Genomic DNA, 24,860 nt, shown 5'->3' with positions numbered 1-24,860 from the left:
AGGATAGGCCTTTACAACCAGAGGTTTCTGTGAACAATTTTTTCGCAAGTGAAATATAAGTAGGAATAATCAATTGGTAAACGACCTGAACATGTTTACATTAGTCTGATATGCTATAATGGATCTATAGAAAATCATTCAAGAGAGCGTTTTACTTTTTGATAAAAAACAAAGAGGAGGAACGAACAATGAGGGATACGTTTAAAAAAGGATTAGCAATTGGTTTGGGATTAGCGATGACAAGCAAGGAACAAGCGGAAAAAATGTTTGATGACTTAGTCAAAAAAGGGGAGCTAACCCAACAAGAATCAAAAGATTTCATACGAGAAATGCGCCAAAAAGGAGAAGAATCTCAACAACAAATCGATGACAAGATCCAACAAAAAATCTCACATGTGTTCGATGATCTAAATGTAGCTTCAAAAGAAGAAGTTCGAGCACTCGAACAACGAATTCAACAATTAGAAGACCAGCAGAAATTGTCAGATTCAGAATAACGATCGCTAAGTAGAAGGGTGTGGTGCCTATTTTTGAAAAAAGAATTCGACATATACAACGTTATCGAGAAATAGCAGCAGCCTTTACCCGAAATGGTTTTGGTTTTATTGCAAAAGAATTAGGCTTATATGACATCCTAACCTTACCGAAGCGATTGTTCGTAAAAGATAGCGAAGATGTTCATACTAAAACTACTGGTGAACGTGTCCGTGTTTTTTTGGAAGAATTAGGTCCAACATTCGTAAAACTTGGACAACTGGCAAGTACTCGTCCGGATGTGATTCCGAAAAGTATTATCGTTGAATTGGAAAAATTACAGGACCAAGTATCAGCCGTTTCTTACCATGAAGTAACCACGATTGTCGAACAAGAGCTAGGGATGGAAGTTGATCAAGTCTTCCGCGAGTTTGAACCTGAGCCACTCGGTGCTGCGTCAATTGGTCAAGTCCATCAAGCAGTATTAAAAACAGGGGAACATGTTGCTGTAAAGGTCCAACGCCCAAATATTGACAAGAGGATAAAAACGGATCTAGAAATTTTACTTCAGTTAGTGTTAATGGCTGAACATCGAATGGAGTGGGTAGCAAGGTACAAGGTCCGAGACATGATTGAGGAATTTTCGAATACGATATTGGCCGAGCTGGATTACACAGTGGAAGGACAAAACGCTGAAAAAATTGCTAGACAGTTTGCCGATGATGCAACCATCCGTATTCCTAGCGTATATTGGGAGCTTTCCACCAACAAAGTTCTGACGATGGAATACGTGAAAGGGAACAAACTGAACGAATTAGAACAGCTTGGTCAACAAGGGTTTGACCGAAAACAATTAGCAGAACGGTTAACCCATGCGATGTTACAACAAATTTTAATGGAAGGTTTTTTTCATGGAGATCCACACCCAGGGAATATTACGGTGTTGCCCAATGAGACAATCGTCTTTATTGATTTCGGAATGGTAGGTCGGCTGACACCAGAAATGAGAAATCATTTAGTTTCATTAGTCATTGCGCTCATGCGTCAAGATTCAGAGCGAATGATTAAAGTGATTACCAAAATGGGCATCGTTCCCGTTGATGTCGATATGCGACGGTTGCGGATTGATGTCGACCAAGTAAGGGAAAGGTACTATGACATTCCATTGAGTAAAGTTCGAATTGGGGAAGCTGTGCATGACCTATTCTCGATTGCGCAACGTCATCAAATTCAAATTCCTTCTGATTTCACCTTGTTAGGAAAAGCCCTATTGACGTTAGAAGGTTCGGTTGAGAAGTTGGATCCGGGATTTAATATGATGCAGGTGGCTGAGCCCTTTGGCCGAAAATTGCTCCAACAACGTTACCATCCTAAAAAAGTGGCGAAAGATATGGTCGATCAATGGGTCGAGGTAGGCGAGGCATTAGCAGATGTGCCTAAAAACATTCGAGAATTAACTACAATTTTGAAAAAGGGAAAAGTCCCACTAGAAATATCAATGCCTAAGTTGGAAATGTTTTTAACTAAGTTAGATCGGATTAGCAACAGGCTATCGTTCAGTATTGTATTACTGTCCTTTAGCATCGTCATGGTCGGGTTAATCATTGGTTCTGCAATCGGTGGCCAATCCTCCCTACTTTGGGATATACCAGCTGTTGAGATTGGTTTTGTCGTTGCTACGCTAATGTTTCTATGGCTAATCTTTTCAATCTTTCGCTCTGGTCGTTTTTAGCCTCTAACAATTCGATACGGAATAGATGAAAACACGCAAATAATAGTATTCAGTTGCCAAAACGCTCAGAAATTTAATCTGAGCGTTTTTCATTTGTCTTGTATTTTTTCAGAAACGCTTCGGACTTATTTATTTGACTGTAGGTGTTAAATTATACCTCGTTTTACTTTGTTAAAAGACATCCAAACTACCTAATAGTTAGTACTTGATTGTGTCCCAATGAAATCAGTTTAGAACTCTAACTCGAATAAAACAGGGAGGTGAGGCTTTGGGTGAGTTGGTAAAAAGAATTTCCGTCTTTTTCAGCATCTGTGTGATTAGCATTTGTCTACATGTAAACACAGAAACAGAAGCGAAAGTTGTCAGCAACGAACAAACGACACAATCACTGATTGAATCACCTCTCATCAATGTGGCAGAACTTATGCTTCGCCTGGAACGAGCAGGCTTTAAGGTGTCAGGCACTTCCACAGACGAATCGAATCAAAACATAAAACAGGCAATTAAAAATTTTCAATCTCAGTATGGGTTAACGCCAACAGGAATTGCTGATCAAGAAACGCTAGAAAAGTTAGAAGATGTGATTCATAATCGTGTTGCTAGGCATTTGCCGGCTATTGTTAATCCGAATGGAGTCTACACCTATCAACAAATGCAGGAAGATATGAAGCGGTTAGAATTTATGTATCCGAACTTAATCGAATCCAAGGTGATTGGTCAATCGGTTGCTGGTCGTGCTATTTATGCGATTAAATTAGGGAATGGAAAAAAAGAAGTATATATCGATGCAGCGCACCATGGTCGTGAACATATGACAACGAACCTTGTCATGAACATGGTTGATACTTATGCGCGTGCTTACGCGGCTGATCAGACATTTGCGACTTATGACGTGAAAGAACTATTAGACCAAGTTACGATATGGATCATTCCAATGGTGAATCCAGACGGGGTTACCCTTGCCCAACACGGGCTAAAAACAACGGTTAATCCAGGCCAATTAATTCTATATAATAACGGACGTACCGATTTTAAAAACTGGAAGGCCAACCTTCATGGTGTGGATTTGAACAGACAATATCCATTTCAATGGAATACGATTGTCCATGATCCAGGAAAGCCGAGTTACGGGTATTATAAAGGTCAGCAAGCTTTAAGTGAACCTGAAGCAAAAGCAGTCTATCGTTTTATCAAAAGTCATCATTTTTTAGCTGCTATTTCCTATCATTCCTCAGGGCAATTGGTATATGGGAGATCGGGACATGATCGCTATACCCTACCGTTGCAAAAACAAATAGCCGATGCAACAGGTTATCGCCCCATTGATCTTCACAAAAATCCAGATGGTGGCGGATTAACATCATGGTTTGTATACGACCAAGGCCAACCAGGCATTACCCCAGAAATTTCCCCATACGTAGTCGAACAACCAGTTCCATTGAAAAATTGGGACAATGTATGGAACAGAAATAAAACAATCGGATTACTAGTGGCAAAACACGTAATCAATCGATGACAGGCACCAGGTTAAAAAGTGTCTGTCACATAGCCGTTTCATTTATCAGAAAATTTAGTATATAATGGTTGTATCATGTAAAAGGGGGAGTCGGTATGCAACAACAATTATATCAACGTTTAGAAGCATTGTATCCAGACCTTGTAGAGATTCGTCGTGACTTGCACATGTATCCAGAGCTTTCATTTCAAGAAGTAAATACACCAAAAAAAGTGGCAAACTTTTTGCAGGATCTTGGGTTGGATGTTCGTACTGATGTTGGTGGCAGAGGTGTTGTCGGTTATTTGAAGGGTGGTAAACCAGGCAAGACAATTGCATTACGTGCTGACTTTGATGCTTTACCAATACAAGATGAAAAGGATGTCCCATACAAATCCAAAGTAGATGGTGTGATGCATGCGTGTGGTCACGATCTCCATACTGCCACATTGTTAGGTGTTGCCAAAGTATTAAGTGAAGTGAAGGAAAACTTGCACGGGACGGTTGTGTTTATTCACCAATTTGCAGAGGAACAAATTCCTGGCGGTGCCCAAGCAATGATTGAAGATGGTTGCTTGGATGGGGTCGATGTGATTTATGGTGCCCATGTATGGTCACCACTTCCGGTTGGAACTGTTGGGATTGTGGAAGGAAATACGATGGCCGCTGGAGATAGTTTTGACATACAAATTGATGGTAAGGGGGGCCATGGTGCTCAACCACATTTGACAGTCGATGCGATTACAACGGGCGTGCAGTTAGTTAGCAACATACAAAACATTGTCAGTCGACGTGTGGACCCGCTTCATCCTGCTGTGGTCACTGTTGGAACGTTTGAAGCAGGCCAAGCATTCAATGTAATTGCAGATAAAGCAAAAATTACTGGCACAGTACGAACGTTTGATGAAAATACTCGCGATTTAGTGGAAGAGGAGATTAAACATATTGCGCACACAACCTGTGAAGGAGCAGGTGCTACAGCACAAGTTACTTATCAACGAGGTTATCCAGCCGTATGGAATCACCCAGAGCCGATAAGAAAAGCGGAGACATTGGCAAAGGAAGTTGTTGGCAAAGATCAAATCATTCATATCGATCCATCGATGGCGATGGAGGATTTTGCTTATTACTTAAAAGAAATTCCAGGGGCGTTCTTGTTTATTGGTGGTAGAAATGAACAGTTGCTGGCGACCTATCCACACCATCATCCCAAATTTAATGTCGATGAACGTGCGATTCTTCATGGAGGAAAAATGTTTATATCACTAGTGTTAGATTTTCTGACTAGTGAGTTGAAACAAAGTAAATCTGTTCGTAAAATATAAGAGGTCAAACTCCTAGTTGGTTGTGTCGACTAGGAGTTTTTGCTTGTTGATAGATAACCATCTGATTATTGCTCAAATTGTCGTGACGGTGTGTCTCACGACAGTTCCGAGCTCTGATTTATGCTGAAACTGTCGAGACAGGCTCTCTCACGGCAGTTTCGCGTCCCAATTTATGCTCCAAGTGTCGAGACAGGGTCTCTCACGACAGTTCCGCTCCCAGATTTAAGCACATAGTGTCGAGACAAGGTCTCTCACGGCAGTTCCGCTCCTAACTTTGCTGAATCAATTACAAACAAAAATAATAAACAAATAAAGGAAATAGCCGCTTTTTGTAGAAATTAGTAGGTACCATTTTTTACTGAACGCATGTTTTAACTAGAAAAAATTCGCTACATGAATCATAGAGGAGTTTTCATAGCACCGGGATAAAGGGGTTGCGCGTATGTCTTCACTAACATTAACGGTTGCAGATATTTTGGATCGACCAATATTTAAACATGCTAAACTTCTAGCAGGTCGAGAGGGATTACAGCATACCATTCGTTGGGTACATGTCATAGAGGTAACGGAAATAAGTCAACTGCTTAGCGGAAATGAATTTATTTTATCGACAGGGGTTAGTTGGCAAGGAGAACCTGATCGTGGATTGGCATGGTTACAGCAATTAATTGCAAATGATGCGGCAGGTTTATGTGTAGAATTAGGTACCTATATGGACGAAATTCCCGAAGCGATGATTGAGCTTGCTGAAGAAAAGGCCTTTCCATTGATTATATTCGATCGAAAAGTACGATTTATTGATATTACGCAGGAATTGAATCGTTTGCAGCTAGAAAAACATTATCAACTCATTTCAGATTTAGAGTGGTTTTCTAATCGATTGAACCATTTGTTGCTAAAACCAAATAGTTTTCAAAAGATTTTACGCTTATTTTCTGATTACGTTAACGCACAAGTTGTCTATGTTGGCATTGATGGCGATACCAAATTTTTTCCACCAGTAAAAAAGAACCAGCAGCTTAGTTATATGCAACAATTCGAAGCGGTTTACGATTCTTCCTCACAAGATCCAACGGTCATGTTTCAACCAATTGAGGCAGTAGGGCATAAAATTGCCGACTTGGTTGTGTTTGTCAATGAACATGAACGAGCTGACTTTGTGGCACTATTACTGGAGCGTACCGTAACGGCGATTGCGCAAGAAAAAATGCGAATCCTATATGTGGAAGAAAAGCAAAAACATAGACAAGAGGATTGGGGCAAAGCGTGGTTAAAAGGGGAGCATACGGAAGAAGAAGTTGAAAACTATTTGTTAACAGTTGACCCAAAATTACAACCAGCAGGCTATTGTACTTGCCTATGTAAAGTAGCTGCTGTTGACGAAGAAACGGACATGACCTATTATACCACGATTTTTAGTTCGATTTTAAAACAAAAAGGCTTTCTATCGATGATTATTGTCGAAGGAAATCACTTGATCTTTGCGTTAGTCAACAAGCGCGAACAAACGAACTGGAAACAACGGCTGCGAGAGGCATTCCAACAAATGGAGCAAACCGATTTAATCGCCGATGGTTTGTTTGATTGGACCAGTGTATCAATCGGTAAGCTAGTAGAGGATTCAGAATCCTTATCGGAAAGTTATTTGACGGCCAAGGATACAAGGAGTATTCAGCAACAGTTAGCACTTACTAAACCTACTTTTTATGATGAATTGTATATTTACCAATACCTTTGGAAATTAAAAAAAGAGAATGAGTTACAACATTTGATTGCCCATATTGAACCCGTTTTGGAGTATGATCAACATCATAAAGGACAAATGCTCCCAACATTGGAAATGTTTTTGCAAGTCAATGGGTCAAAAAAAGAAGCGGCAGAACACTTATATATTGTCAGACAAACCCTTTATCACCGGATTGAAAAATTAAAAGAGTTACTTGGGGGTGACTTTATGGAACAAGAAAAACGTATAATGATAGAGCTTGCCATAAAGGCGTATCGGTTACAAAAAAATCCCTCAAATAATGTGCAAGGTTAATAGTCACAATTAAATAGAATTTACGGAAACAAGTAAGCATTCATGATTGTCGCTTTCTTTTTCCTAACTTCAATACAAGCATGCATAAGCGATCCCGATTTGTGATGTAAGATAAGTATGGTCATTCGGGATTGCTATCTCCTTAGATTCTTTCACTTCACAGTATTACAATTTTTTTCAAATCCAGCGAGAATGTCAACCTATTCGTAGTCCAGACCGGTCCTTTCATAGCAGATGTGACATAATGTAAAATGAGTGAGTCATTTCTTACACACTACGTATAATGTAACAAGCAGTAAAAACACGTACAATAATATCATTCATAATTTTCTGTATTTTCAGTACAATCACACTAAAAATAAACTAACATTGTGAATAGTTAACAATAAGCAACACAAATGCGATCAATATTATGGAGGTGGAGCGATGATTAATCATAACCGACTACATAACCATATACAGGAGCTGTCCAAGATTGGCAAGGTTGGCGAAACAGGTGTATACCGGTTAGCGCATTCTGAATTAGATGTGAAAGCAATCTATCAAGTCAAGGAGTGGATGGAAGCAGCAGGGTTGCAAACGAGAATCGATAACTTTGGAAATTTAATTGGACGATTAGAGGGGAACAATCCTGACAAACCAGTGTTCATGATAGGGTCACATATTGATTCACAACCATATGGCGGGAGGTTTGACGGGACAGTTGGTTCTCTGGGGGCACTTGAAGTTGTCCAAACCTTAAAAGAACAGCAAGTACAAATCCAACATCCTATCGAGGTAATCTGTTTTGCTGATGAAGAAGGAACCAGGTTTAACAAAGGAACGTTTGGATCTAGAGGAATAACAGGCCAGTTAGTGGATGGAGAGCTAGAAAGAACAGATGAGCAACGGATTACAAGAAGACAGGCCTTACTTGATATGGGCTGCAACCCTGATCAACTAGATAAAGATGTATACCCTGAGGGAAGTATTGAGGCATTTATCGAGGTGCATATTGAACAAGGACCAGTGTTGGAAAAACAAGATGTTCCAGTTGGGATTGTATCAGGAATTTCTGGACCAGTATGGTTGACGGTGACGATGGAAGGACATGCCGGCCATGCGGGGTCAGTGCCAATGGATCAAAGACAGGATGCTCTTGTTGGTGCATCAGAAGTGATCAGTGGGTTTCGCTCAATCGTAAGTCAAGATCCGAACGCAGATACTGTTGGAACAATTGGCAACATCCAAGTTTTCCCTAATTCTAGAAACGTCATTCCAGAAAAAGTCGCATTTACGATTGATCTACGTGATATCGATGTTTCTAGGCGTGAGGACTATGAGCAACAATTCAAACAGTTGCTAGATGAAGTGGCCGAGCGACACAATTTAACCTATCAAGTGCAGGAAGACATGCGTAGTAATCCGAAGTATTGTGCAGATTGGATTAAAGATGTTATGAAACAAGAAAGTGAAAAATTAGGCTTGCAAGCACCGACGCTTATGAGTGGACCATTTCATGATGCATTAGTGTTATCCAATGTTTGTGACTATGGCATGATTTTTGTTCGTTGTAAAGATGGATTAAGCCATCATCCTGATGAATATGCAAATGAACACGATATTAGTAAAGGAGTTGAGTTGTTGTACCAGACCGTTTATCAAATAGTAACCAATGATTAAAGGGAGGACTCCAATCATGGAAGTTGCAGATCTTATTTTTTTCAATGGCAATGTTATTACCGTCGATCAACAATTTAGCATTCACCAAGCAATTGCAGTCAAAGATCATCTCATATGTGGCACTGGTGCATCACGAGATATATTGGCCAACTTTAAGGGAGAGCATACGAAAGTCATCGATTTAGATGGCCGTAGTTTGTTGCCGGGTTTCATTGATGCGCACGCCCACCTTGAACTTTATGGAACGAATAAATTAGGGGTGAATTGTAAGGAACTTGCAAGTATCAAGGATATTCAAGCAACGATGAAACAAGTAGCAGCTTCCACAAAGCAAGGGGACTGGATTCGTGGTTGGGGCTATAATCAGAATGCCCTAAAAGAAAATCGACATCCAACTCGTTGGGATCTCGATCACATTTCAACCGACCATCCGATTATTATTACGCGAACTTGTAACCATATTTCAGTTGTCAATAGCAAGGCGCTTGAACTTGCTGGCATAGATGAAAACACCCCGGATCCCGATGGTGGCAAAATAGGTCGAGAAGATGGCGTGCCAAACGGTCTGTTATTTGAAGCGGCACACATGCAAATGTTTTTGGAAGCTCTCTATCCTGAAGACCAAATAATGGAAGGCTTACAATACGCTTCGGAAGATTATATTGAAAAAGGGATCACAAGTGTCCATGATGCTGGTGGCTATACGAACCATCATTTCAGACATTTAGCAAAAGCAGTCCAGCAAGGAAAAATAAAACTACGCGTCCACACCTTAATCGGTTCTTTGAACGATTCTCCAGGTGTATTAGATAAGGCATTGGAAGCGGGTATGGTGACAGGCACCGGTGATGACCGGTACCGTATTGGTCCTGCCAAAGTATTCATTGACGGGAGCAGTAGTGGTCCAACCGCAAAAACAAGAGAACCTTACACAAGCAATCCTGATGACTCCGGTATTTTGTACCTCTCTCAAGATGAACTGAACCATATCTTAGGCAAAGCACATGATTATGGCTGGCAAATCACTGCCCATGCCATTGGTGATCAAGCAGTGGAAATGTTAATTGAAACAATCGAAACAGCACTTGAAAAAGCGCCAAGGAACGATCATCGTCACCGGATTGAGCACGCGGGTATCACGCCACCAGATTTAGTCGAGCGCATCAGCGATTCTACGATTCTACCTGTTCCGAATCCTGCCTTTATCTATGAATTTGGCGATGGTTATTTGCAAGACTATGGGGATCGGGTCCGTCACATGTTCCCAATTCGCTCGTTTCTAGATGCTGGGATTATGACGGCTGTTGGTTCTGATAGTCCAATTACTAGTTTTAATCCATTAGTAGGAATTTGGGCAGCCATTACTAGACAAACGAAACAAGGTGCTGTTGTCGGCCCAGAGCAAAAAATTTCCGTTGAGGAAGCCATTCGTCTTTATACATTAAACGGGGCATACGCATCATTTGAAGAAGAGCATAAAGGTAGTTTGGAAGTTGGCAAACTAGCTGATCTCGTCGTATTAAATGGGGATATTTTATCTGTTCCAACTGAAGACATTAAGGAAATGCAAGTGGATATCACTCTCATTAATGGAGAGATTGTATATCAAAATAAAAAAGTGGAGGTGTAAGGGTGAGTAAACAAAAGTTTGAATGGATTTATTGTAGTGTTTTGCTTGTCACTTTTTTACCTGTTGTATTTCCGGTTTTTGAACTAGCGAACCATACGACACCACTTGTTTTAGGACTACCATTTAGCTTTTTTTGGGTGCTTATGTGGGTCATTATTGCCTTTATAACAGTAATCTGTCTATATTTCGTTGACCCAGAAAAAGATAACGATGAGGGGGCTGAATAAATGCAGGATTGGTTCATTGCACTCATTATGATGATGGTTTATTTAGTGATTGCGCTAGCTATTGGTATGTTTGCAGGACGAGGTAGAGGCGGATCACTAAATGAATTTGTTGTTGCCGGCGGTAAATTGGGCATGTTTGTCATGTTGTTCCTCATGGGTGGTGCTGTCCTTAGCGCCTTCTCTTTCTTAGGAGCACCTGGTTGGGCTTTTACAAGAGGGGCGCCAGCCTATTATATTATCATTTATATTGCTTTTGCGATTTTACCTTGGTATTTAATTGGTCCGAAAATTGGACGGATTGGTCGAAAATATGGCCTTTATACGTTAGTTGGTTTTTTACAAACGCGTTATAAGTTAAAGACACTTGGTGTTTTAGTAGGGATTATTGCGCTACTTGGTTTTATTCAATATTTAGCGACACAAATGAAAGGGATGGCTTACATCTTCAATATTATGACCGATGGCCGCATTCCTTTTTGGCTTGGTGCGCTACTCGCCTATGGTATTGTTGTGATTTATGTCGCGACAGGCGGGTTACGTGCTGCAGCATGGTCGGATGTGTTTCAGGGGATTTTGATGATTGTGATTTCTTGGACGATCGGGCTTGCGGTTGTTTTTCAACTGCATGGCAGTCCTAGTAGCATGTTCATGAACATCCATGAGATGGATCCTGGCTTTTTACAGATTGGTAAAGAAGGTTCGACGATGTCTTCAGTTGGTTTTACCACCACGATTCTCGTGTCACTGATGGGATTCTTAATGTGGCCGCACTTATTCAGTAAGTCTTACGCATCTAGACCGAAGACAATTAAGAAGACGGTACTTGCTTATCCAGTGTTCGCATTATTTTTAATTCCATTATTATTAGCAGGCTTTGCTGCAGTTGGTGTGGTCGAGCAAGGTACTGTTGAAGCGGATGAAATTTTACCATATTTAATTACAACCGTATTAGAACTTCCTGGTTGGTTATATGGGTTAGTTGGTGCAGGTGCTCTAGCTGCGGCAATGTCCTCAGCAGATGCGATCACCCATAGTGCTTCACTAGAATTCACTTCCGGTGTGGTGCAAAATATTAAGGAAGACCTTTCCGAAAAAACAGTGTTAATCATCATGAAGGTTGCCGTAATTACCATTGGTGGTTTAGCCTATTTTGTTACGATTTTCGGTGGTCAAGGATTGATCGCACTACTTCTTGGTGCCTATGGATCAATCGTACAGTTTGCTCCTGGTGTGTATGGGGCCCTTTATTCAAAACGAATTTCCGGTGTCGGTGTAACGATTGGTTTGGTTGCTGGTACAGTAATCAACTACTATTACCAACTTGCAGCACCAGCTACACCATTTGATATCCATGCCGGGATTATGGGACTGATGGTGAACATTCTGATCGTAGTTGTTGTAAGCTTGATTCAGAAACCGAAACAAGAAGAAGTAGTGGAGGGTTATACGAAAGCGAGTTAATGGTGTTGTGAGTAGATGATTTATCTAAACGACTTCCCGTGTTGCGGGAAGTCGTTTTTAGTTTGCTTTGATATTCCATGTCACGGCAGATTCGCGTATGAAATTAGTCTGAATCGACCGAGAGAGGTGTTGTCACGGCAGATTCGCGCAGGAAATTAATCTGAATCGGCCGAGAGAGGTGTTGTCACGGCAGATTCGCGCAGGAAATTAGTCTGAATCGACCGAGAGAGAGGGTTAGTCACGGTAGATTCGGGCAGGAAATTAATCTGAATCGACCGAGAGAGAGGTTGTCACGGCAGATTCGGGCATAAAATTAATCTGAATCGACCGAGAGAGTTGTTGTCACGGTAGATTCGCGCAAGAAATTAGTCTGAATCGACCGAGAGAGAGGTTGTCACGGTAGATTCGGGCATAACATTATTTTGAATCGATCGAGTAAGCACGCTTCAAAACAGATTCACAATCCAAATTAGTAGAATTAACTGAGACAGGACAACTCACAACAGCTTTCGTCCACACACTCATATCAATACCACCCCACCTTCAAAAAAACATCATCAATTCATTCTGTAAAAACCGCTAGTCTTTCTGTTAGCAAAATTCATTTTTTATTTTACTTTTTGTCTAATGTAATGACGCGCGCAATTTCTTATAGTAGAGGTAACAAATCTTGAGGGGGGACCAAGTATGGAACAGTCATTAACACAAACAAAAAAAGTAAATAATTTCATAAATGGTAAATGGATTAAATCGGATAAAGAAAATGTGGAACAGGTGAAAAATCCTGCTTCAGGCGAGACGCTTGCCAATGTACCGATTTCAACAAAACAAGATGTAGATGATGCGGTGCAGGCAGCAAAACAAGCATTTAAAACGTGGCGAAAAACGCCGGTACCAAAACGTGCGAGAATTTTATTTAAATATCACGAACTATTAGTAAAAAATCATGATACATTAGCAAAAATTGTTACGCAAGAAAATGGAAAAAACTACAAAGAAGCATATGGCGAAGTATTACGTGGAATCGAGTGTGTTGAATTTGCGACAGGTGCACCTAGTTTGATGAAAGGGGAATCGTTGTCAACGATCGCCACCGATATTGATTCCGAAATGTTCCGCTATCCTGTTGGGGTTGTTGGCGGCATTACACCGTTTAACTTCCCAATGATGGTACCTTGCTGGATGTTTCCACTAGCCATCGCATGTGGGAATACATTTGTATTAAAACCATCTGAGCGTACACCGCTGTTAGCAAATAAACTTGCAGAATTAATTCAAGAAGCAGGCCTGCCTGATGGTGTCTTAAACGTCGTACACGGGGCACATGATGTGGTAAATGGCTTATTAGAACACAAAGATGTAAAAGCGATATCGTTTGTTGGTTCACAGCCTGTAGCAGAATACGTATATGAAACAGCATCAAAACATGGAAAACGCGTACAGGCACTTGCAGGCGCGAAAAATCATTCGATCGTCATGCCTGATGCCGATCTTGATAAATCGGTGGAACAAATTATTGGTGCCGCCTATGGTTCCGCTGGTGAACGTTGTATGGCATGTTCTGTTGTGGTGGCTGTTGGCAACATTGCGGATGAACTTGTTGAACGGCTTCATCAAGCAGCCGATGACATTAAAATTGGAGATGGATTAGTTGAAGGGAATTTCTTAGGACCAGTCATACGAGAACAGCATAAACAACGTACACTGTCTTATATTGAAACTGGTGTGACAGAAGGTGCGGAATTGGTACGTGATGGTCGCAAAGATGAAATTAACGAAGAGTCTGGTTACTTCGTAGGACCGACACTGTTTGATCATGTCCATCCAGATATGAAAATTTGGCAAGATGAAATTTTTGCACCGGTTTTGTCCGTCGTACGTGCAGATACATTGGAAGATGCGATTGATATTTCCAACCAATCTGATTTTGCCAATGGTGCATGTTTATTTACAAACGAAGCAGGAGCGATTCGTGAGTTTAGAGAAACAATCGATGCAGGTATGTTAGGTGTCAATTTAGGGGTGCCTGCTCCGATGGCATTTTTCCCATTCTCCGGTAATAAAAATTCTTTCTATGGTGATTTGCACGTGAATGGTACAGATGGTGTTGAGTTCTATACACGTAAAAAAATGATTACTTCCCGTTATTAAAGGAGGGGTAAGGAATGGAAAAAACGACTCATGAACTTTATCAAAAAGATGATCAATATATTTGGCACGCCATGCGCAAATATAATCCTGATGCACCACCACTGATTGCCGAAAAAGCAAAAGGTGCATGGGTGACAGATATTGATGGCAATCAGTATCTAGACGGAATGTCCGGACTATGGTGTGTCAATGTCGGATATGGCCGGGAAGAACTTGCAGAGGCAGCGTATCAACAATTAAAAGAGTTGGCCTATTTTCCGTTATCCAATAGCCATGTCCCAGCGATTCAGCTTGGGGAAAAACTGAACCAGCTATTGGATGATGATTATGTGTTTTTCTTTTCCAATAGTGGGTCAGAGGCGAATGAAACAGCCTTTAAAATAGCGCGCCAGTATCATCAGCAGACAGGGAATGGATCGAAGTATAAGTTTATTTCAAGATATCGTGCTTATCACGGGAATACGATGGGGGCACTTGCGGCAACAGGGCAAGCACAACGAAAATTCAGTTATGAACCGTTAAGTCCTGGTTTTATCCATGTTTCTCCACCAGATGGCTATCGTAGTCCATATGCAGGAACGGATGAAGAAATTGGGAAGGCTTATGCCGATGAAATTGAACGAGTGATTACATGGGAATTGGATGAAACCGTCGCTGGTGTGATCATGGAGCCGATTATTACCGGTGGTGGTGTGATTATTCCACCGAAAAATTACTTACAAAGAGTTCGTGAGGTTTGTGATCGTCATGGTGTGCTTTTAATTATTGATGAAGTGATATCTGGCTTTGGGCGAACTGGAGAAACTTTCGGGTTTATGCATGAAGGAATTAATCCAGATATTATTACGATGGCAAAAGGGATCACAAGTGCCTATCTACCACTGTCAGTTACTGCCGTTCGTGCCGATTTATTTGAGGCATTCAAACAGACAGAAGAGTATTCGCATTTTCGCCATGTCAATACGTTTGGTGGAAGTCCGGCTGCTTGTGCGGTTGCTTTAAAAAATATTGAGATATTGGAAACAGAAGGATTAATCGAACGCTCTGCAACATTAGGTGCGAAGTTAGCAGAAGAAATGCAAGAGTTAGAGTCGCATCCAAATGTAGGAGACATTCGCATTAGAGGCTTGCTAATGGGAATTGAGTTAGTGGAGGATAAACAAACGAAACAACCAGCTTCAGCCGAAATGATGGGTAAAGTGATCGGTGCTTGTAAACAAAAAGGATTGATTATCGGTAAGAACGGAGATACGGTCGCCGGCTTCAATAACATCCTTACCCTATCACCACCATTAGCAATCACAGATGACGACTTTGCATTTATAGTGAAAACAGTGAAAGAAGCAATAGCACAACTTTAATGGAAATGCTTTATAAGAGGCTGTTATTTATGACATATAAGCTATATTACACGCAACAACCACCACTGTCCTTTATAAAATGAGTGCTAATATATCGCTGCGGAAATACACTCCGCTTTCCTGTGGGGGGCTGGTGAGCCTCCTCGTTCGTACCTCACTGCGGGGTCTCACCGATGATAAATTAAGGATCACAGGCTAAAACCGTCCTTGTCGGACAACGCCTGCATAACCCTTGCCGGGCCTCGGGAGTCTCCGTGTATTTCCTTCGCTGTTCGTGAACAATGAATTTTTATAGAAAATGGCTTAATTGCTTTAATGCTAATGATTCGCTTTTAGCATAACGTTGTATACAATATTGCCTTCAACGATGTACACTATTATAAATTAGAAAACTTATACCAGCGAAGGCAGAATACGTAGACTCCTCGAAAATACAAACCGATTTTCTTCGTGCGATGTATCGCTACCGAAGCCTTCCTTGTCCTATGGGAACAGCACGAGGCGAAGATCCACTTGGTAAAGTGGTTTTCTTTACCAAGTTAGCTGAGGCCGTGCACATGGAAAGCGTAGTATTCTGCCGTAGCGATGGTATAGCACTTATTTCAATCAGAATAGAAGAAAGCATAACATTACGATAGTTATTGCGCATTATATAGCTACTACGCTACTAATAATATAGCAAAAATAAATTAATCAAAGTATGAACAAGGAGGGGAAAACGATGAGGATTGGGGTACCTAAGGAGATTAAAAATAATGAAAATCGTGTGGCCATGTCTCCAGCTGGTGTAAATGAATTAGTGACAGCGGGTCACCAAGTTTATGTACAGTCAAAAGCAGGTATGAATTCTGGTTTTGCCGACGAGGAATATAAGCAAGCAGGGGCTAGCATTGTCGAAACTGCTGCTGAAGCGTGGAGCAATGAAATGGTTATGAAAGTAAAAGAACCATTGCCAGAAGAGTACCGTTATTTTTATGAAGGCTTGATTTTGTTTACGTATTTACATTTAGCGGCTGAACCAGAATTGACGGAAGCTCTGGTTGAAAATAAAGTGGTTGCAATTGCTTATGAAACCATTCAATCACAAGATGGCTCTTTACCATTATTAACACCAATGAGTGAAGTAGCAGGTCGCATGGCTGCTCAAATTGGTGCGCAATTTTTAGAAAAGACAAAAGGTGGCAAAGGCGTGTTACTTGGTGGGATTCCTGGTGTATCACGCGGAAAGGTTACCGTTATTGGCGGGGGTATTGTTGGTACTAACGCAGCAAAAATTGCAACAGGTTTCGGTGCTGATGTGACCATAATCGATGTGAATCCTAACCGTTTAAGAGAATTAGATGACTTGTTTGGTCGTTCAATTAATACATTGATGTCGAATCCATTGAACATTGCCAATGCACTAAAAGAGTCGGATCTTGTGATTGGTGCTGTCTTATTACCAGGGGCTAAAGCGCCGAAACTGGTTACGACAGAAATGGTGCAAGACATGCCAACTGGATCGGTTATTGTAGATGTTGCTATTGATCAAGGTGGTATTTTTGAAACGACCGATCATATTACCACACATGATGATCCAACCTATGAAAAATACGGTGTTGTTCATTATGCTGTTGCTAATATGCCTGGTGCTGTACCAAAAACATCGACAATTGGTCTAACCAATGTGACAACGCCTTATGCATTGAAACTAGCAAACCAAGGCTATCAAAAAGCGATTGAAAACAGTGCCGCCATCGCTAAAGGTGTTAACACGATAGCTGGAAAAGTAACACATCAAGCGGTGGCCAAAGCACATGGATATAGCTATCAATCTATTGAGAGTACTCCAAAAGTATCAATAAGAAAATAACTAGAATAAACTTCAGTAGATGTGAGTGTTATGGAGGAACAATCTAATAAATAAGGGAAATAGCATACCAGCTATTGAATTGGTATGCTATTTCTATTTGGGTCTTTTCTTGTGGTACTAACAGTAAGTGGGGGAGAGCAAATCCCCCCCCACTAAGTGAAGCTTCACTTTATAGTCTGATCTATTAGCAGTAATAGCTCATCAATATCCCGAGGTATCTTTTTTAATGACATTCGATAGCAATTTTCTCCATTTAAACCTTCCACCTTTAATCTGAATCTTTCTTTGTTTGTGTAAGACGGTTAGAAAGGCGGAAGTGATGACGAGAATAATTCCCATAACCTGTAAGGTGGTCAACGAATCTCCAAACACGAATACACCAACTAAAACGGCGACAATTGGTTCCATTGCCCCCAAGATGGCAGCTTTACTAGATTCAATGTAGGCTAACCCAAATGTATACAAGGTATAGGCGAGTATCGTCGATATCACAGAAATGCCGAATATATTAATCCAAACATCTACCGATTGGAAAGCATCTAATTTATTCCATAATCCACTTGTAGGGAAAATGAATAAACTGCCTGTTAGCAAAGCATAGGTAGTAATCGTTAAAAAGTTATAATGCCAACTAACAAACTTACCGATAATACTATAAAGTGCACAGAAAAAGGCGGATAGTAATCCTAATAAAATACTGATAAACGGAACGGAGACATTGCCTAGTGGTATTAACTTAATAACGAGTGAACATCCGACGAGTGTGAATAGAAGTGAAATGAGCTTTTTTTTCGTGATCCGTTCTTTAAAAACTACTTTTGATAGAATCGCAACAAAAACAGGAGATGTGTACAGTAAGACGACGGCAATGGATAACGAGGTTTGTTCCATCACGGTGAAGTATAGCCAATTAAAGATGACAATACTTCCAACCCCTAGGCCGACAAAATAGGGGAGGTGTTTCAGTTTTATTCGGAGATGTTTCCGCGAGAACAAGCTCATGAAAACGATCAGAATAATCGTTGAACTGGTTAGTCGCAAACTCACAATCTCCCATGCTGTAAAACCATGAGCATTCAAAGATTCTACAAATAATCCCGTTAATCCCCAAAAGCTTGCCCCTAAAATCGTAATGATGTAGGAAATATAATTCTTCATACTTTCACCTTCTTTTCTCTCTATTTTTAAAGGTTTCCGTATTATAGCTTCGTGCTAAGCCAGTAAAAATTATATGGTATAGGTTGAAGTACAGAAATTATAACATAATCTTATATATACTCAACCATTATCAGCGGTGATTTCTTAATTGGTAAAAGTTTTCTTAAATGGATAAGGAATGTTTTGGTACTACAGGATGCATAAAGAAAAATGCTCAGAAGTTTCTGAGCATTTTTTGAGTCCTAATCATCAATCTATGAACTTAAACACTATTACGTTCAGATCTATCGTTACGCTACGTTATTCCAGTCAGAGATATCTTCTTCAAGTGGAATCTGGTTATAGCGAGATTTTTTGGCTGCGTTAAAGAAAACTGCGACAAGAATGATTGTCACAATAGCTGCACCAATGTAAGAGATGTTCATCTCAAGACCAAAGCCAATTGGTGCATTTAAAATGTAGGTTGTCGTTGCCATTAGCATGAAGATCCCTGGAATAAGCGAAATCCAGTAGTTCTTTTTGGCAACGAACAAGTACATGGCACCGACAAATAGTGCGATAACGGCTGTTGATTGGTTTGCCCATGAGAAGTAGCGCCATAATAAGTTGAAATCAATTTGTGTTAACCCAATCGACAGTACGAATAACGGCAAGGCGACTAATAAACGATTGTATGTTTTTTTCTGTGAAAAGTTAAAGTAATCAGCGATGATCATACGTGCACTACGAAATGCCGTATCACCAGAAGTAATTGGTAGAACAATAACACCTAAAATAGCAAGTGTTCCCCCAACTGCTCCTAACATAAGGGTAGAGGCTTCACTGACCACAGCCGCAGGTCCGCCGGCAGCAAGAATTTCATTTAAACCTGTTGGACCATTGAATAAACTCATGGCAGCGGCCGCCCAAATCATAGCGATCACACCTTCTGCAATCATCATGCCATAGAAAATTTTCCGTCCTTGATTTTCCCCTTGGGTGGTACGCGAAATAATCGGTGTTTGGGTCGCATGGAACCCGGATAATGCACCACAAGAAATCGTTAAGAATAATAATGGAAAGATTGGTGCGCTCTCTGGGTGGAAGTTTGCTAGTGTAACTTCTGGAATTGGTGCTCCAGAAATAACAAGTTTAATTCCGACACCGATCGCACTAATTAATAATAAAGCTCCAAAGATTGGATAGAAGCGTCCGATAATTTTATCAATCGGAAGTAGAGTTGCTAATGTATAATAAACAAAAATAGCTCCAATGATTAGTCCCATTGTTGTCCAGCTGCTTGTTAAGTTAAATAGTAGTTCAGCTGGAGCGGTAACAAAAACAGTTCCCACAAGTAAAAGTAGTAACACCGAGAAACCGTTCACAACGTGTTTCATTACTTTTCCTAAAAACTTGCCAGCAAGTTCTGGTAGGTGGGCTCCGCGATTACGGATCGAAATCATTCCTGTTAAATAATCATGCACCGCACCAGCAAAAATACAACCAAATACGATCCATAAAAAGGCGACAGGTCCGTAAAGCGCTCCCATTATTGGTCCGAAGATTGGTCCAACCCCAGCGATGTTCAACAATTGAATTAATGAGTTTCGCTTTGTATTCATTGGTAAGTAGTCGACATTATCTTGGCTCGTATATGCAGGTGTTGCACGAGTTTCGTTGACCCCAAATACTTTCTCCACAAATTTACCGTACGTAAAGTATCCAACGATTAATAAGACAATCCCAGCTAAAAACGTATACATATCTTAACCCCCTATAAGAAATGTTGTAAGCGTATACATAGATTATAAGTGTAAATGTGTCTATTATGTGAAATTTGGATTAACATGCCTAAAATGGAGGTTAAGATGCTAAGTTTGAAGACTGACTTGCATTAATGAAGATGTTCATTTCATAGTGTACCTGTCATCACTGGAGCTTGTTCGGTTCCTCTTTAATCTGAATGTTAACATATAGATAGAAACTGTGAAGGGGGAAAATAGCATTCATTTGAAATAGTTGTATTAAGAAAACGTGCACATCTATCCTGGAGATTGTTCCAAATGTGCTCATTTGGAGGGATTTCGCTTCAAATGTTTAGAAATAAACAATTGCAAATAATCGTTAAAATCAATTTCTGTAAGTTCTTTTGTATTTGTCCACTCGAAATATTTAATACTACTGATAAAATTATAAAAATTTTCATCTTGCAATAATTCAATAATCACTTCATTTCTAATAGCATATCCTTTTGATGTTTCATTTGGTTTATTTTCAAGTATATTTCTCATGACACCTAAAAGGAGATCTGTAACTTCTACACCGATTTCTTCTCCTTTAGGTACTAGTTGACTAGAAGAAACATAATAATTTTCTCCACGATATAAGGATTGGATGTTAAGTTGTTCTTTGATTAACTTATTTAATTCGAAAGAGGCATACTCTGTAGATTCCTCAATATATATATCCGTAATTACATCAATGCTTCGACCGTAGCCTCTTAGTAAACCATAAATAATTCTTTCTGGAAATTTTGTATAAATCATTTTTTCGATAAGGTCTTCCCCAAAGTCTCTTCTATTCGCTAACGCTGTAAAGTTATAATGGATAACGTTGAATTTAATTAAATGTTGATACTTTATAATAGCCTTCAAAGACCTCATAATGTTATCACGATATTCAGATTTACCAGTAACATCATGCCAATGAAGCTTCATTTGACCATCTCTAAGCTTTTGGGATAATAACTCTATTTCTGGCAAGGAATAAATGGAGGAAGGTACCGAAATGGCTCCCATAAGATTTGGTTTATTCTTTCGTTTCCCGCTTTCATCAAAAAATACTTTTATATTTTCCTTTTGCAATAACATTTACGCCACTCCTCAGGGGGGTGACAAAGAAAGAATTATTAGGTAATATTCACATATAATACTAAGTTCTCACTCTGGTAGTGCGAACTTCATATTAGACTTGAGAGTAACTCATCCAGGTGATGCGTGAAATCAGTCGAACCTAATCAACTGAACTGCCAACTCCAGTAGTTTTTTTATTTATATAATAACATTTATCGACAGAATAAAATAGTGTTTCTTTTATCGTTTAGAAATAACTTTCAGTAAAGGATGAATCACTTCCATTTAAGGAAGTGATATTTTATCTCAGTGTAACCGTCCGTAAGCACCCCTCTTCAAAACATGATAGGAAATGGAAATGTTTAAGTGGGAGTGAACTTTCGCTTTCACCCCGATTGGTTTAAGGGCCTTCGGGTCTCCCTTTGATACTAACACTCAGTGGGGGAAGAGCATAAATCCCCCCCACTGAGTGAAGTTTTAATTTATAAGAGCCACAGATAGCAGGATATGCTTATTGTCAAGAAAGCCACTCCATTTTTGGGTGGCTTTTCTATATTTCGAAAGGTGGAGTGAAATTGTATTATTATAATCCTTTTGAAATGCTTCGAAACAAACGTAAAGTTATAATGGAAGCCCACTACTATAATAGCCCATACTTTCTACAAAAGTTTTCCCCACAACTCCCCTCTGTTCTTTATAGTTCCAATTTATTACGAAGGGTTTTAACATAGTTTCTACTAACGGATAGTTTCTCGTCACAACCTTTTAATTCGAGTTGATAAGCACCATTGAACCAGGGGCTTAACTTGGTAACATAGTCTAGGTTGATGAGATATCCTTTATGGATTCTGAAAAAAGAAAAAGGCAACAGCCGTTCTTCTAATGCTTTTAATGGTGTTTTGACGGTATACGTTCCAGTTTTCGTGACAATTTTTGAGACTTTTTCTTCACGATAAATATAAAACATGTCACTAGGTGATAGATAAATAATTTCTCCATCGTCTTCGACAGCTAGTTTTGCTTGATGCATCGTTACCTCTTTTGTCTCCTGTATTGCTGTATTTGGTACAAGTTTCTCTTTTAAACGCTGAATGGTTTGCTGTAATTGTTCCTCATCATATGGTTTTAATAAATAATCAATTGCTTGATAACGAAATGCTTCGGCAGCAAATTGAGGATATGCCGTCGCAAACACGATCAGTGGTGGCTTTTTCAATTCATATAATGACTTTGCGGCTTCCATTCCGTTCATTATGGGCATTTCCACATCTAAAAACACAACATCTGGTTGGTGCTGCAATGTTTTCATAATGGCTGCCTCACCAGTGTCAGCCTCAGCCACTACTTGGACCGACGAAAAATCAGCTAGCAGATGTTTTAATTCATCACGTGCATACCGTTCATCATCAACGACTACTGCTTTTATTACGTGGCTCATGCGTATCCCTCCGTCTTTGGAATTCGTAACGAAATCGTTGTTCCTTGATCTAGCACACTATCAATCTGAAGTGCTGCATCACTACCGAACAGTAAGGTTAAGCGACGGTTCACATTGTAGAGTCCAAGTCCAGTCCCTGTTGTTGATAGGACTTTTTGTATTCCAAGTGCTTCGAGATGGGCTGGATCAATTCCACTCCCATTATCTTCTATTATTACCTCCACCTCTGATTCATACTGCTTAATGGAAAGGTGGATGGTGCAGTCTTCCTGTTTATGTTTCAGCCCATGCTTGAGTGCATTTTCTACCAATGGTTGTAAGGTGAGTGGTGGTACTTTTGTTTGTAACAACGCCTCATCGATATCATAGGTAACTGACAACTTATCAACAAAGCGTGCTTGTTCAATGGTGAGGTATGCTTGGACATGTTTGACCTCTTGCTCTAAAGAGATTTTATCTGCTGTTGTTCCAGTTAAATTTTGTCGTAAAAAGTGAGACAAAGAGATTAACAGTTTCCTCGCCTTGGTTGGATCTAATCGAATTAAAGAGACGACTGTGTTTAATGAATTAAATAGAAAGTGCGGACTGATTTGTGCTTGCAGTGCTTTGATCTCCGCTTCTTTTGCTAGATGATAAGCACGATCTGCTTCAGCTACTTCCAACTGATTACTTAATAATATACCTAATCCAGAAATAGTCTCCCGAACAACACTGGTGATTTCTCTTTCACTACGAAAGTAAAACTTAATCGTACCAATTGTTTGTCCTCTTTGTTTTAGTGGTGCAATGACAGCAGCCCCCAATGGGCAAGAAGTGTTGGTACAGTGAATTGTTTCATTATTGGCAACGACAAGTTTGCCATGTTGGATGACCTCACGGGTAATATCGGTTTGTAGGTGGTTATTTGCGCGGTGATGGTCATCTGCTAGTCCGACATGTGCTAAAATGTGTGTCTTATTTGTCATCGCAACTGCACTAGGTTGTATTTCTTGGTAAAGGATTTTACAAACAGCGAGTGCAGAATGGTTATGCAAACCTTTTCGCAAATAGGTAATCGTTTGATCAGCAATTCGTAAAGTTTTTTGTGCTTGTAGGGCACCGGTCTTTTCTCGTTCATTGACGACATTTTTAATGATGAGAAGAAACAATGCCGATCCAACTCCATTGGCAATAATCATGGGTAGCCCGATGATTTCGACTAATGTCCATGCTTTTTCTAGTGGTCTAGCAATGGCGATAATTAAGAGCATTTGTAATCCTTCTGCAAGGGCGCCAACCATAAACGCAACCTTTAAATTAATCGTTTTCTTTTTTCGATAAAAAAATCCAGACACAAGCCCGGTAACAATCGTTGCTAACCCGCATGCTAAGCCTGTGAATCCACCAAGTGAAAAACGATGAATACCAGCAATCAAACCAGCCCCAATCCCCATTTTATACCCACCTAAAAGACCAGCAATCACAATGCCAATCACTCTAGAATTGGCAATTGCTTCATCGGATGTAAGGCTTGTGACGACCCGATCAAAGGAAATGCTCGTGGTATCTAGTGTCACACCTAAATATGTGCCAATGATCCCAAATAGTCCAAAAAACAAAATCGCAGAAAGTTGCTGGCTTTTGCGTAGTCGGTCTTGGTAAATCAAATCTTGTAGAAATCGAAAGCGTGTAAGGACAAATGCAATCGTCACGATAATGCCCAAACGCTCTAACATGGTTAATAGTAGAACAAGCATCTAATTAGCTCCTCTATATTTTGCTTTTGTATTATTGTTTTTTGATGCGTAGTTGCTATATACTGCGCAGTAAATTTCAATTTCCTATATATATGACGAGTGATAATAGGCCGCTGCGGAAAACACTACGCTTTCCATGGGTGGCTGATGAGCCTCCTCGTTCGTCCCTCACTGCGGGGTCTCACCTAGGCCATTCCTCCCATAGGAGTCTCCGTGTATTTCCTCCGCTGTTCGTGAGCATTGAATTTTGGAGAGTTGGTTGTTTCATATTTAAGTAATAAATGGC

Annotated in this window: 17 protein-coding genes; 12 read left to right on the top strand and 5 right to left on the bottom strand. The window is 40.1% G+C overall.

Features of this window, described 5'->3' with window-relative positions:
* The first annotated feature begins 188 nt into the window (after positions 1-188).
* From FCI53_RS19080 to ald, 12 genes are all read left to right on the top strand, one after another.
* Positions 189-497, top strand: coding sequence for a phasin family protein (locus tag FCI53_RS19080; RefSeq protein WP_138420595.1), 309 nt, complete (start codon positions 189-191; stop codon positions 495-497).
* A 29-nt stretch (positions 498-526) separates the two neighbouring features.
* The gene (locus FCI53_RS19075) at positions 527-2,206 is read left to right on the top strand and encodes an ABC1 kinase family protein (protein WP_138420606.1); all 1,680 of its coding nucleotides are present in this window, start codon (positions 527-529) and stop codon (positions 2,204-2,206) included.
* A gap of 268 nt (positions 2,207-2,474) precedes the next feature.
* The gene (locus FCI53_RS19070) at positions 2,475-3,722 is read left to right on the top strand and encodes a M14 family zinc carboxypeptidase (RefSeq protein WP_138420594.1); all 1,248 of its coding nucleotides are present in this window, start codon (positions 2,475-2,477) and stop codon (positions 3,720-3,722) included.
* 95 nt (positions 3,723-3,817) lie between these two features.
* Entirely contained in the window at positions 3,818-5,026 is a 1,209-nt protein-coding gene (locus FCI53_RS19065) for a M20 metallopeptidase family protein (RefSeq protein ID WP_138420593.1), read from the top strand.
* Positions 5,027-5,468: 442 nt separating this feature from the next.
* Complete coding sequence (locus tag FCI53_RS19060; RefSeq protein WP_138420592.1) at positions 5,469-7,067, top strand: PucR family transcriptional regulator; 1,599 nt, start codon at positions 5,469-5,471, stop codon at positions 7,065-7,067.
* A 426-nt stretch (positions 7,068-7,493) separates the two neighbouring features.
* Positions 7,494-8,729 (top strand): M20 family metallo-hydrolase, encoded by a 1,236-nt coding sequence (locus tag FCI53_RS19055; protein WP_138420591.1) that lies wholly within the window; start codon positions 7,494-7,496, stop codon positions 8,727-8,729.
* Between the two features lie 16 nt (positions 8,730-8,745).
* Positions 8,746-10,359 carry an amidohydrolase gene (locus FCI53_RS19050; RefSeq protein ID WP_138420590.1) on the top strand — a complete coding sequence of 538 codons (1,614 nt, stop codon included), beginning with the start codon at positions 8,746-8,748 and terminating at the stop codon, positions 10,357-10,359.
* A 2-nt stretch (positions 10,360-10,361) separates the two neighbouring features.
* A complete protein-coding gene (locus FCI53_RS19045) occupies positions 10,362-10,586 on the top strand; it encodes a DUF3311 domain-containing protein (protein WP_138420589.1) in 225 nt (74 codons plus the stop codon).
* The gene (locus FCI53_RS19040; protein ID WP_138420588.1) at positions 10,587-12,047 is read left to right on the top strand and encodes a sodium:solute symporter family protein; all 1,461 of its coding nucleotides are present in this window, start codon (positions 10,587-10,589) and stop codon (positions 12,045-12,047) included. It begins immediately after the preceding gene.
* A gap of 687 nt (positions 12,048-12,734) precedes the next feature.
* On the top strand, positions 12,735-14,198 hold the full coding sequence (locus FCI53_RS19035) for a CoA-acylating methylmalonate-semialdehyde dehydrogenase (protein ID WP_138420587.1): 1,464 nt from the start codon (positions 12,735-12,737) through the stop codon (positions 14,196-14,198).
* 14 nt (positions 14,199-14,212) lie between these two features.
* On the top strand, positions 14,213-15,559 hold the full coding sequence (locus tag FCI53_RS19030; protein ID WP_138420586.1) for an aspartate aminotransferase family protein: 1,347 nt from the start codon (positions 14,213-14,215) through the stop codon (positions 15,557-15,559).
* 721 nt (positions 15,560-16,280) lie between these two features.
* Complete coding sequence (gene ald, locus FCI53_RS19025; RefSeq protein ID WP_138420585.1) at positions 16,281-17,411, top strand: alanine dehydrogenase; 1,131 nt, start codon at positions 16,281-16,283, stop codon at positions 17,409-17,411.
* 201 nt (positions 17,412-17,612) lie between these two features.
* Here ald and FCI53_RS19020 read toward each other — a convergent pair whose 3' ends face one another.
* The 5 genes from FCI53_RS19020 to FCI53_RS19000 all read right to left on the bottom strand — a co-directional run bounded on the left by FCI53_RS19020 (position 17,613) and on the right by FCI53_RS19000 (position 24,574).
* Entirely contained in the window at positions 17,613-18,569 is a 957-nt protein-coding gene (locus FCI53_RS19020; protein ID WP_138420584.1) for a DMT family transporter, read from the bottom strand.
* Positions 18,570-18,859: 290 nt separating this feature from the next.
* Positions 18,860-20,311 carry a carbon starvation CstA family protein gene (locus FCI53_RS19015; protein WP_138420583.1) on the bottom strand — a complete coding sequence of 484 codons (1,452 nt, stop codon included), beginning with the start codon at positions 20,309-20,311 and terminating at the stop codon, positions 18,860-18,862.
* A 306-nt stretch (positions 20,312-20,617) separates the two neighbouring features.
* Positions 20,618-21,418 (bottom strand): DUF3800 domain-containing protein, encoded by an 801-nt coding sequence (locus FCI53_RS19010; protein WP_138420582.1) that lies wholly within the window; start codon positions 21,416-21,418, stop codon positions 20,618-20,620.
* A gap of 676 nt (positions 21,419-22,094) precedes the next feature.
* Positions 22,095-22,838: a LytR/AlgR family response regulator transcription factor gene (locus FCI53_RS19005; RefSeq protein ID WP_138420581.1), complete on the bottom strand. Its 744-nt coding sequence runs from the start codon at positions 22,836-22,838 to the stop codon at positions 22,095-22,097.
* Complete coding sequence (locus tag FCI53_RS19000; RefSeq protein WP_138420580.1) at positions 22,835-24,574, bottom strand: sensor histidine kinase; 1,740 nt, start codon at positions 24,572-24,574, stop codon at positions 22,835-22,837. Before FCI53_RS19000 ends, FCI53_RS19005 begins: the two co-directional genes overlap by 4 nt.
* Positions 24,575-24,860 lie beyond the last annotated feature (286 nt).

This window comes from Aquibacillus sediminis (genome assembly GCF_005870085.1).
GTDB lineage: Bacteria > Bacillota > Bacilli > Bacillales > Amphibacillaceae > Aquibacillus_E > Aquibacillus_E sediminis.
This window is presented reverse-complemented; position numbering and strand designations above follow the sequence as displayed.

What these genes read in the sequence shown, in the direction of transcription:
- FCI53_RS19035 (WP_138420587.1), top strand. Translation starts at nt 12,735, where the DNA reads ATGGAACAGTCATTAACACAAACAAAAAAAGTAAATAATTTCATAAAT.
- FCI53_RS19020 (WP_138420584.1), bottom strand. Translation starts at nt 18,569, where the DNA reads ATGAAGAATTATATTTCCTACATCATTACGATTTTAGGGGCAAGCTTT.
- FCI53_RS19050 (WP_138420590.1), top strand. Translation starts at nt 8,746, where the DNA reads ATGGAAGTTGCAGATCTTATTTTTTTCAATGGCAATGTTATTACCGTC.
- FCI53_RS19065 (WP_138420593.1), top strand. Translation starts at nt 3,818, where the DNA reads ATGCAACAACAATTATATCAACGTTTAGAAGCATTGTATCCAGACCTT.
- FCI53_RS19015 (WP_138420583.1), bottom strand. Translation starts at nt 20,311, where the DNA reads ATGTATACGTTTTTAGCTGGGATTGTCTTATTAATCGTTGGATACTTT.
- FCI53_RS19030 (WP_138420586.1), top strand. Translation starts at nt 14,213, where the DNA reads ATGGAAAAAACGACTCATGAACTTTATCAAAAAGATGATCAATATATT.
- FCI53_RS19060 (WP_138420592.1), top strand. Translation starts at nt 5,469, where the DNA reads ATGTCTTCACTAACATTAACGGTTGCAGATATTTTGGATCGACCAATA.
- FCI53_RS19010 (WP_138420582.1), bottom strand. Translation starts at nt 21,418, where the DNA reads ATGTTATTGCAAAAGGAAAATATAAAAGTATTTTTTGATGAAAGCGGG.
- FCI53_RS19040 (WP_138420588.1), top strand. Translation starts at nt 10,587, where the DNA reads ATGCAGGATTGGTTCATTGCACTCATTATGATGATGGTTTATTTAGTG.
- FCI53_RS19005 (WP_138420581.1), bottom strand. Translation starts at nt 22,838, where the DNA reads ATGAGCCACGTAATAAAAGCAGTAGTCGTTGATGATGAACGGTATGCA.
- ald (WP_138420585.1), top strand. Translation starts at nt 16,281, where the DNA reads ATGAGGATTGGGGTACCTAAGGAGATTAAAAATAATGAAAATCGTGTG.
- FCI53_RS19080 (WP_138420595.1), top strand. Translation starts at nt 189, where the DNA reads ATGAGGGATACGTTTAAAAAAGGATTAGCAATTGGTTTGGGATTAGCG.
- FCI53_RS19055 (WP_138420591.1), top strand. Translation starts at nt 7,494, where the DNA reads ATGATTAATCATAACCGACTACATAACCATATACAGGAGCTGTCCAAG.
- FCI53_RS19000 (WP_138420580.1), bottom strand. Translation starts at nt 24,574, where the DNA reads ATGCTTGTTCTACTATTAACCATGTTAGAGCGTTTGGGCATTATCGTG.